The 9,331-nt window shown below is 62.4% G+C and carries 3 protein-coding genes and 8 pseudogenes; 7 read left to right on the forward strand and 4 right to left on the reverse strand.

The annotated features are described in order from the left end of the window. Positions 1-107 precede the first annotated feature (107 nt). Positions 108-323: pseudogene (locus tag ACJH6J_RS29420) on the forward strand (IS3 family transposase); the annotation flags it as partial. A gap of 98 nt (positions 324-421) precedes the next feature. Here ACJH6J_RS29420 and ACJH6J_RS29425 read toward each other — a convergent pair. Continuing rightward, positions 422-1,303, reverse strand: a pseudogene (locus ACJH6J_RS29425) (acyl-CoA dehydrogenase family protein); the annotation flags it as partial. Between ACJH6J_RS29425 and ACJH6J_RS29430 the strand changes: the two are divergent. Both ACJH6J_RS29430 and ACJH6J_RS29435 read left to right on the forward strand, forming a co-directional pair. Next, positions 1,249-1,593, forward strand: a pseudogene (locus ACJH6J_RS29430) (Mu transposase domain-containing protein); the annotation flags it as partial. The pseudogenes ACJH6J_RS29425 and ACJH6J_RS29430 sit on opposite strands and share 55 nt — an antisense overlap. Then, positions 1,593-1,835, forward strand: a pseudogene (locus tag ACJH6J_RS29435) (IS21-like element ISAau2 family helper ATPase IstB); the annotation flags it as partial. The pseudogenes ACJH6J_RS29430 and ACJH6J_RS29435, both read left to right, overlap by 1 nt. 8 nt (positions 1,836-1,843) lie before the next feature. On the opposite strand, the gene ACJH6J_RS29440 reads toward ACJH6J_RS29435, so the two are convergent. After that, positions 1,844-3,094 (reverse strand): IS30 family transposase, encoded by a 1,251-nt coding sequence (locus ACJH6J_RS29440; protein WP_318986928.1) that lies wholly within the window; start codon positions 3,092-3,094, stop codon positions 1,844-1,846. Between the two features lie 45 nt (positions 3,095-3,139). Here ACJH6J_RS29440 and istB point away from each other — a divergent pair. Continuing rightward, positions 3,140-3,706: pseudogene (gene istB / locus ACJH6J_RS29445) on the forward strand (IS21-like element helper ATPase IstB); the annotation flags it as partial. Beyond that, positions 3,697-3,948: pseudogene (locus tag ACJH6J_RS29450) on the forward strand (IS256 family transposase); the annotation flags it as partial. The pseudogenes istB and ACJH6J_RS29450, both read left to right, overlap by 10 nt. Positions 3,949-4,293: 345 nt before the next feature. Here the strand turns inward: ACJH6J_RS29450 and ACJH6J_RS29455 are convergent. Beyond that, entirely contained in the window at positions 4,294-5,511 is a 1,218-nt protein-coding gene (locus ACJH6J_RS29455; RefSeq protein WP_406776330.1) for an alkane 1-monooxygenase, read from the reverse strand. A 549-nt stretch (positions 5,512-6,060) separates the two neighbouring features. On the opposite strand from ACJH6J_RS29455, the gene ACJH6J_RS29460 reads away from it, so the two are divergent. Further along, entirely contained in the window at positions 6,061-7,620 is a 1,560-nt protein-coding gene (locus ACJH6J_RS29460) for an alpha/beta fold hydrolase (protein WP_346415427.1), read from the forward strand. A 192-nt stretch (positions 7,621-7,812) separates the two neighbouring features. Beyond that, positions 7,813-8,258 (forward strand): annotated as a pseudogene (locus ACJH6J_RS29465) (recombinase family protein); the annotation flags it as partial. Between the two features lie 54 nt (positions 8,259-8,312). Here ACJH6J_RS29465 and ACJH6J_RS29470 read toward each other — a convergent pair. Further along, positions 8,313-9,331: pseudogene (locus ACJH6J_RS29470) on the reverse strand (IS3 family transposase); the annotation flags it as partial.

A 9,331-nucleotide genomic window follows, 5' to 3' on the forward strand; every position in this document is an offset into this window, starting at 1 on the left:
CTCCGGGTCGTACTTGCTCGGCATGACATGCACCTTCCCAAGGAAGGAGGTGCGCATCAAACGCGGGATGGTTCAGATCATTGCTCCCATCCGGGGGCAACCTCACACTATGCCTGTGCGCAATCAAGGACGTGTTCTCCAACCGGATCATCGGCTACTCGATCGACTCCCGACGCGGTGACGTCGGAGGCTGCATTCTGTATCCCGATCGCGGATCTCAGTTCAGGTCAAGGAAATTCGTTCACAATCTGCATCGACACGTCACGGTCGGATCGATGGACCGCGTCGGGACAGCTGGCGACAACGCGGCCATGGAGAGGTTCTCCACGTCTCATGCAGAAGAAGCGACGGTTGTGACCGCGAAACCGCCCGGTATCAGAGCACTGCGCACGATAACCGCTCACGCACGCAATGCAAACACCTATCCTTCTCGGGCGCCGACCAAGGTGCGGAACGGACCAGAGTCAAGTCGTGGCTCCTTGGGCAAACCGAGCAGCTTCTCCCCAACAATATTTCGCTGCACTTGAGAGCTACCCGCGTAAATCGTTGCGGCCCTTGCGGCGAGCGCAGACTCAACCCACGCGAGCGACGCGTTCGGCGTACCGAGGTCCGCCGTTATCAAGGCTCCATTTGTTCCCGTGCCAGACGGCGTGAGCACGTCCGACCCGAGTATCTCCATTGCAAGTTCGGTTTCACGTTGGAAGAACTCACTCCAGATTATCTTCGTCATCGCCGCCTCGGCTCCGGGATACTCACCCTTCAAGAAGCGCGACAACGCTTGGTAGCCACGACAGCGCATGATCTCGACGCGGCTGCAGGCCCACGCGAGTTGTTCACGGATGTGCGGGTCGCTCGTCTTGCCTCGCTCTCGCGCCAGGTCAATGAGCCGAGTGACGTCGGCTTGAAATCGGATTGCGTCGGTGGTGACGCTGGTTCCGCGCTCGAAACCGAGCAGGGTCATCGCCACCGACCATCCGCCGTTGAGCTCCCCCACAATGTTGCCCGCCGAGGTCCGAGCGTCAGTGAAGAATACTTCATTGAACATCGTCTGACCGACCATGTTCTTGATGGGCCGAACCTCGACGCCCGGCTGATTCATCGGTACGAGGAGGAAGGAGATCCCCCTGTGTTTGGAGGCGTCCACGTCCGTCCGACACAAGACGAAAATCCAGTTTGCGAGATGACCGGCGGAGGTCCAAATCTTCGATCCGTTGATCACCCACTCACCGTCGTCAAGCACCGCCCTGGTCCGCAAACTGGTGTGCCTCGTTGCGCCTGCCGCGCGATCACTATGTGCGTCTGGACGGCAATGATTACTCGGTGCATCCCGGGGCCGTCGGACGGCGGGTGCTGGTGCGGGCGGATCTGGATCGAGTCCACGCGTTCTGCGACGGGGAACTGGTCGCCGAGCATGAACGTATCTGGGCAACGCATCAGACCCTGTCGGACCCGGCGCACGTTGAGGCGGCGAAAGTACTGCGGCGCAGGCGAATAGCAGCCAAACACGCCGTGGCTGAACCGCAAGTCGTGACCCGATCGCTGACCGATTACGACACCGCGTTCGGTGTGGACCTCGATGGCGGGGTGGCCTGATGGCGACCGCGAAAACCAGCCCAGCCGGCCGTGATGTCCGCGCTGAAATCGCCTACCTGACAAGGGCATTGAAGGCACCGACGTTGCGCGATGCCACCGAAAGGCTCGCCGAGCGGGCTCGCGCGGAGAACTGGAGCCACGAAGAATACCTGGCCGCGTGCCTACAACGGGAAGTGTCCGCTCGCGAAGCCCACGGCGGCGAAGGACACATCCGATCGGCCCGGTTTCCGGCACGAAAATCGTGGTGGATTCAAGGTCCTAGTGCAACAGCGGGTGGATCGGACGGGTCGGACAGTAGTTCGTCGAGGCGTTGGGCGGGTGTTTTCCAGTCCAGGGGTTTGCGTGGCCGGTTGTTGAGTTTGGCGGCGACGTGGTCCAGATAGTCCTCAGGAAATATCGATAGATCGCTGCCCTTGGGGAACCACTGGCGCAGAAGACCGTTGGTGTTTTCGTTGGTGCCGCGCTGCCAAGGCGAGTGCGGGTCGCAGAAGTAAATGTCCAGATCGATCGCTTCGGTGATCTGGGCGTGGTTGGCCATCTCCTTGCCCTGATCCCAAGTCAAGGTTTGACGCAGCATCGCCGGCAGCCGGGGCATCTTGGCCACGATGGCGTTCTGTACCGCCTCAGCGGTGTGGTTCTCGGGCAGATGCAGCAGCACCGCGTACCGCGTGGACCGCTCGACCAGCGTCCCGATCGCTGACCCTGATTCGGTGCTGCCCAGGATCAGGTCGCCTTCCCAGTGCCCGGCCACAGCCCGGTCGAGGGCCTCGGCGGGACGCTCACTGATGTTGATAATTCCGGGGATGCGTCCGCGGCGTTCCCCGGCCCGGCGGCGTGGGTGACGCAACGCTCGCCCAGTGCGCAGGCAGGTGTGCAGTTCCCGACGCAGATTGCCTTTGCCCTGCACGTAGATCGACTGGTAGATCGTCTCGTGGGACACCCGCATCTCCAGATCGTCGGGAAACTCAACCACCAGCTGCCGGGCGATCTGCTCGGGGCTGAGGAAATCTTTGAGCCAAGTCTGCACCTGGGTATGCAGACGAGCGCTGGTAGCCAGCTTGCGCGGATGCGGTCGCCGGGCCTTGCGCTGGGCGCGGCCCTGGGCGGCGCTGGGGAAATAGTGCGGGCGTCGCAACGGTCCGCCCCGCCACGGGGCACCGAAACGGAACTGCGGCCGGTACTTGTTGCGGCCATCAGAGCTGTTGCGTTTGATCTCCCGGCTGATCGTCGAGGGCGCCCGTCCTAGTCGCTTGGCGATGCAACGGATCGGTTCCTGCGCCGCGACCGCCAGCCCGATCTGCTCACGCTCGGCGAAAGTCAGCCGGGTGTACTTCCTTGGCGCCGAATCGATCTTGGGTTTCACCCCGCCAGCGTTGACAAACCACTGCCATCCAGTGCCCGGCGACACGCCGGCAGCGACCGCAGCCGCATCGATCGACAGCTCAGAACTGACATGAGACCAGAACAGGCGCACTACCGAAGGCAGAGGGCCAGGACGCATGCAACAACCCCCCAGATAGGAGCTGTTGCACTAGACCCCTGAATCGAAGCGTTGGAAGAGTTCGATTTCGAACACGCACGCGGACTCAAACGCGACACCATCGCTCACCTGGGCACCTTGGACTTCGTGACCGCGCGAGACAACGTCGTGTTCCTGGGCACACCGGGCACCGGCAAAACCCATCTGGCGACCGGACTGGCCATCCGTGCCTGCCAAGCCGGTCATCGGGTCCTGTTCGCCACCGCCGCCGAATGGGTAGCCCGACTGGCCGAAGCCCACCAAAGCGGCCGCATCCAGCACGAACTGACCCGAATGGGCCGCTACCCCCTCATCGTCATCGACGAAGTCGGCTACATCCCATTCGAACCCGAGGCCGCCAACCTGTTCTTCCAGCTGGTGTCCTCGCGCTACGAACGCGCCAGCCTGATCGTCACCTCCAACAAGGCCTTTGGCCGCTGGGGCGAAGTCTTCGGCGACGACGTCGTCGCCGCAGCGATGATCGACCGCCTCGTGCACCACGCCGAAGTCATCACCCTCAAAGGAGACAGCTACCGACTCAAAAACCGCGACCTCGGCCGCCCACCTACCGTGGCCACCACCACCGAGGAATAATCACCACCACCAACCCAGGGGGTCAAATTTCAGATGCCGCCAGGGGGTCAAATTTCAGATGCCGTCGACACCGCGGGCACTTTCCGACTGAGCAGGCCGCGCTCAGGTGACTGTATCTGGTGACGCGTTCCCTGGAACCCACCGGGGTGGGCAGGGCACGATGGATGATGCGGTGGAAGCCAGCGCTCAATGCGTTTGCAATCACGTTCGGCGACCGATTCCCGGCAGCCGAAACCTACTGATGGAAACCGCCGGAAACACCGTTAACGAGATAGTCCCCATTTGGTCGATAAATGTAGATTTCTGCAATTGTCATCCAGAATATTTCGTTTGCTGTACCAGATAATTTTCGGTCCTTATGACTGTGGCACGGCATCGAGAACAACATCAATAGGCATAACTATTGCACTGGTGTGCGTCATCGGGCAATTCGATTGGCCCGCTTCAGGCGAGGGGTGGTTTCGTGTGGATGGTCGATCAGGTATCGCATCCCGTCGACAACCCTAGTTGCGCGCCGCTCAGCGTAGGCATCTCGTATCGAGAGTCATCATCGCCCCGAATCGCTTAAGTTCGAAGGGGTGGACGTTTCACGGTTTCTGTTCGCGCGTGAGGGCACCGCGGTGGCAGAGGGCGTGGTCACGCTGGCCGCAGCGAAGTCGATCCATACACCCCGCCCCGCGCTGCTTAGACCGGCTGTTTCTTGAGTGAACGGTGTAGGCAGCGAGGTGCGGGTAGCGCTTGTGCAGGCGCGGATCGTATCCGGGCAGTATGTTGGCCAGGCTTACATCGCCGGCGTAGTGGGTGAGCACCCGTGGGTCCATCACTCGACGCCACAGTGGCGGGCACATCGCCATCAACAGCATGGTGCCGTAGCCGCTGGGTAGCTGAGGGGCTTCGTCGGCGTGGCACAGGGCCTGGTAGCGGCGCGTCGGGTTGGCATGGTGATCGGAGTGCCGTTGCAGGTGGAACAGGAAGATGTTGGCGATTCTGGTGTTGCTGTTCCAGCTGTGGGTGGCGCGCACGTGTTCGTAGCGGCCGCTGGGTAGTTTCTGGCGGCGCAGGCCGTAGTGCTCCAGATAGTTGATTGTTTCCAGCAAAAAGACGCCGATAGCGGCCTGGCCGATCAGCCAGGGCAGCACGGTGGTCCCGAACCACAGCCCCAGGGCGACATACAGAACGATGCTCATCAGCCAGGCGTTGAGTACCTCGTTGTGCAGTGACCAGGTGGATTTGTGCAGGCGGCGCATCCGCGTACGTTCCAATTGCCATGCCGAGCGCAAGCCACCGATGATCGACCGAGCTATGAAGGCGTACAGGTTTTCGCCCACGCGCGAGCTGGCCGGATCTTCGGGTGTGGCGACCCGCACATGGTGGCCGCGGTTGTGCTCGACGTAGAAGTGGCCGTAGCAGGTTTGGGCGAGTGCGATCTTGCTCAGCCGGCGCTCGGACAGGCCGCGTTTGTGGCCGAGTTCGTGCGCTGCGTTGATGGCGATGCCGCCGACGGTGCCAACCGACGCCGTCAAGCCGATCTTGTCGGCGAGTGTCATGGTGACCCAGCCGCCGCCGGCCCACAGCCAGCACGCGAAGATCACCGACAGATATTGGGCGGGCAGGAGTAGATAGGTGGTCAGCCGGTAGAAGAGAGCACCCTCGATCCGAGATAGTGTGTCGTCGGAGGCCTGATGCGGGTCGGGCCCGACGAGGTGGTCCAAAACGGGCACGATCACAAAGGTCAGAGCTATTCCGGTCCACCAGAACAGGGACAGGCCGGTAAGCTTTACCAGCACCCAGGACAGGCCGACCATGCCCGGGGTTACCGGACCTAACAGCCACAGGTAGCGCTTCGGGTCGCGCCAAGTCCCGAAGGTGTCGCTGGCGTGCGCCGCTCCACGAGTCTGAAGAATTCGCGCTACCACGCCCACAAGCTATTGATACCCGGTTTGCCCAGGGGCCGGTACGTGATGTGTGACACCCTGTACCAGTTAGGGGTGGCCTTTGGCGCAAACCTGCTGTGGGGTGTTCGACTGGGTGAGGATTCGCGATTCAGTCGCGGTTCTGGGGTGCCTTCAGCCGCTTCCCAACCGCGCGAATCCCAGAAACACCGTTTCGCACCTGGATAGGCAGCGGTGCGCTCATAATGAGCCGTCCGCTGTGGTTTCTGGATTCGCTAGTGAAACGAAGGTTCTTCATACCGCGGTGTTGGAAGATCATCCCCGGAAGTTCCGCTGGTCACTGTTGTGCGCATTGGCGATGACTCTGTATGCGGCACTGGCGACGTCTTCGGGGATTGCCTGGGCACATCCCGAAACTCAGGGTCGGGTCATTCGAGCGAAGGACCGACATCGAGAACGCCGGTGCCTCAGGTAGGACCAGCACACCACGGTGAAACCCATCCGGTCACCGCCGCGGCGACCGGAAAGGCTGATCCGCCGCCAGCGACAACATCGACTCCGCACGACACCGCCGCGGCGACCGCGACGGCGATTCCGAGCCATGTGCTCGCCGCGTCGGTCTCGGCCGTCGCCACCCCAGCGGCCCTCAAGCCTGCGGTCAAGAACGCCGCAAGTACCGCTCAAACTGTCACGACCAAAACCGTGAAGGCTGCCAAAACATCGGCCCTAACCGCCAGCGGCGCGACAACTACCGCGAGTTCGCCCAACGCTCCAGCCACGCCATCGGCACCGACTGCTCTAGACGGCGTAACGCTGGCAGTTCTGGGCGAGGAGCTGCAACGCAAGTCCACCGTAGGGACGCAGTCGTCCCCCGGTTACCTGGTCAACTCGGCGGTCAATACCGTGGCCGCGGCGCTAGTCGGGACCGCCGCCCACCTAAGCTCGGCGCTGGCCCACGATGTCGGTCAGGTCACCCAGTTCACCCGGCAGATGGTCGGGTTGGGGTTCGACCTCGGCACGATGGCGGCGTCACTGGTCAACAACATCGCAGTGCTGGGCGCCTACACGATCGGTCCCGACCTGCTGTGGGGACTGCCATACAAGGCGCTCAACACAGTGGCGACCGTGGCCGGCGACGTCAGTAAAGCGCTCACCGACACACCACTGAATGCCACCAGCAGCGGGCCGTTCGCGGTCGACTACGGCGTATACAACCTGCTGGGCTACCTGACACCGGGGGTGACGCCGCCGGGAGCCAACAATCCATCCATCACCGTCACCGCCGAACATCCGTTGCCGGTCATCTTCATCAACGCCACCGCGGCGAATCAGAACTACGACTGGAGCGTCGGGGCACCCGCACTCGCTGATGCGGGCTACAAGGTCTACACCTTCAACTACGGCAACAACACCAGCAATCCCAACTTTCCGATCCAGTCCACTGCCGACATCAAGCAATCCGCCGAACAGCTCTCCACCGAGGTCAACACGGTGCTTGCACAGACCGGCGCCTCCAAGGTCATCCTGATCGGCCATTCACAAGGCGGCGGAATCCTGCCCGAGTACTACCTCAACAACCTCGGCGGCGCCGCCAAAGTCTCACAGTTCATCGGCATCGCCCCGAGCAACCACGGCACCAATCTGGACGGGCTGACCAGCCTGCTGTCCATCCCTGTTTTAGGCACCTTGTTTAAGGGCCTAGTGGCACAGGGCGGCGCGGCCTGGCTAGAGCAGGCGGTGGGTTCGTCGCTAGTACAAAAAGCCTACAGCAACGGTGACACCCGGCCCGGAGTCATTTACGACACCATCGCCACCACCAATGATTGGGTAGTCACCCCCTACACACAGCAAGCGCTCAGCGGGCCCAACGTCACCAACATCGTTCTACAAAAACAAGATCCGGGATTCGCAGGCGGCCATCTGGACATCGCGATCAGCTACCAAGTATGGCAAGACGTCCTCGGCATGCTCGCCAATAACCCGGCAGCAAGCCCCCAACAGCCCGCAGCGGCCATCGCATGACGACCTACCCCGGGGCACGTGGCCGCCGGGCATCTGAGCACCCCTAGCGGGCCGGTATCTCTTTTCCAGAAACGAGACAGCTCCACGGACCCCCTCCCCCGCTCGTCGATCCAGCTCGCGGCGTCGCATTTCTCGTCTCACACCGCGTGTCTCAAATCCCAGCCGCCGGTGGCTAATGAGATAGCGCTGGGCGTGGCAGCGATCTTGGGGTATGCCCGCGTCGGCACCACCGGTCAGGATCCCGACGCGCAACTGCGTGCGCTTGCCGCTGCCGGCGTTGACGACGAGCAGACCTACACCGACAAACTCTCCGGGGTGGCCAACACCGCCCGCCCCGGCCTGGCGGCTCTCCTGGACAACGCCCCTGACAGCGACACAGTCGTCGTCACGATCGACTGACTTGGCCGCAATGTTGCCGAAGTCACCCGGACTATTGCCAATGCAGTGAGAGCCGAATCCTGTTGCGCGCCAAACGCGAAGGCATCGACACCAACACCCCGACCGGCGGGGCTGTAGCCGCCATCATGGCTAGCCTGGCCGTGCTCGAGCTCGGGAAAGAACGTCGCGACGCGGCACACCAATCTCGCCGGGACCGCAACTTGCCGGCAGGTAAACCTCACAAGCTCAGCGTTGAACGCTAAGAACAACTTGATCGTCTGGCTGAAACGCCCTGGGTCTGCAGGAGGCTCGAGCTATTGGATTCCGACCAGGAGTTGGTCGGTCCGTTGTGCATCGTAGAACGCATCTTCGTATTCGGTGGGTGGGATGTCGCCGAGGTAGCTGTGTAGGCGGCTGCTGTTGTGCCAGTATACCCAGCCCGGGGTCGCCAGCTCGACGTCCTCGACTGCCTTCCACGGCCCGGTGCGGGCGGGTCCGTAGATCAGCTCGGCCTTGTAGTAGCCATTGACCGTCTCGGCCAGAGCATTATCGAAACTATCGCCTACGGTGCCGATCGAGGGCGCCGCTCCGATTTCAGCGAGCCGTTCACTATAGCGAATCGAGGTGAATCCGCCTTGAGACCCGGCATCGGAGTGACATACCAAGTCCGGCAGCATATTTCCGCGTGACCACCGCGCCATCTCCAGTGCGTCGAGCACCATCGAGGTTCGCATGTGCCTAGCGACCCGCCAACCCACGATCATCCGCGAGTACGCATCGACGATGAAGCACACATATATGCGACCCCGGCCCAGGTAGGCACGAACGTCAGATCCGTCACCCAGAGCTGGTTCGGCGCGGTGGCGGTGAACTTGCGCTTGACCAGATCCGGGTGTCGCGCCGCCGTCGGGTCGGGTTTAGTGGTGCGGACCCGTTTGCCGCGCCGCGCTCCGCAGATCCCCGCCGCTCGCATCAACCGGGTGACCTGGTCGCGGCCGATATCGTGACCGTCCCTGCGGGCTGCTTTCCACAGCTTGTGTACGCCGTAGACACAAGTAGTTGTCTGTCCAGAGCTCGCCAGCGCCGGCCCCAGCACGGCATCGCGCTGAGCACGTGCCGACGGGTGCCGACCTTTGGCGTCGTAGTAGGCGCTCGAGGCCACCGTCACGCCTGCGGTGCGCAAGACAGTGATGATGGGCTCGACCCCGAAATCCCCACGATTGGCGTCGATGAAGTCGACTATTTCTTGTGTTGGCGGTCGGTGAAAGTCGGCCCGGGACGCGGTGACAACCGTTGGGGCTGTTCCGTTTTCCCGGGCCGCTTCCCGAACCCG

The sequence above is a fragment of the Mycobacterium sp. SMC-18 genome, from assembly GCF_045310895.1.
GTDB lineage: Bacteria > Actinomycetota > Actinomycetes > Mycobacteriales > Mycobacteriaceae > Mycobacterium.

What these genes read in the sequence shown, in the direction of transcription:
- ACJH6J_RS29440 (WP_318986928.1), bottom strand. Translation starts at nt 3,094, where the DNA reads ATGCGTCCTGGCCCTCTGCCTTCGGTAGTGCGCCTGTTCTGGTCTCAT.
- ACJH6J_RS29455 (WP_406776330.1), bottom strand. Translation starts at nt 5,511, where the DNA reads ATGGTCGGCCTGTCCTGGGTGCTGGTAAAGCTTACCGGCCTGTCCCTG.